A 353-nucleotide genomic window follows, 5' to 3' on the forward strand; every position below is an offset into this window, starting at 1 on the left:
GTGATCGTCGGAACCGTGCCGTTCCAGTTTTCGTCCGGCGTAAACGTGTAGGCACCGGTGCTGTCGAGCGTAAACGTGCCAACATTCTCAATTATGGCATTGTCGCCAGCGCTGTAGGTGGTTCCATTGATAACAAACTGCGTAACGACAAGCGTATCGCCATCTGGATCAGTGTCAGCCACATCACCCGCTGCGCTATCAAGCAGCACATTGCCGCTCACAGGTGTATCTTCGTCAGTGCTTACAGCATCATCATTGGCAACCGGAGCAGGATTGGAAACAGTCCATGTGAAGGTTTGATCGACAGTGCTGGTGCCATCACTGACCGTGATCGTCACACTATGCGCACCGCC

General features: G+C 53.5%; 1 protein-coding gene. It reads right to left on the bottom strand.

Features of this window, described 5'->3' with window-relative positions; translation table 11 throughout:
- Nucleotides 1-353 (bottom strand): cadherin-like domain-containing protein (locus QSJ70_RS27455; RefSeq protein ID WP_285541379.1); only part of this gene is annotated, 353 nt, incomplete at both ends.

The organism is Brucella sp. NBRC 12950 (assembly GCF_030268145.1).
Taxonomy (GTDB): Bacteria; Pseudomonadota; Alphaproteobacteria; order Rhizobiales; family Rhizobiaceae; genus Brucella.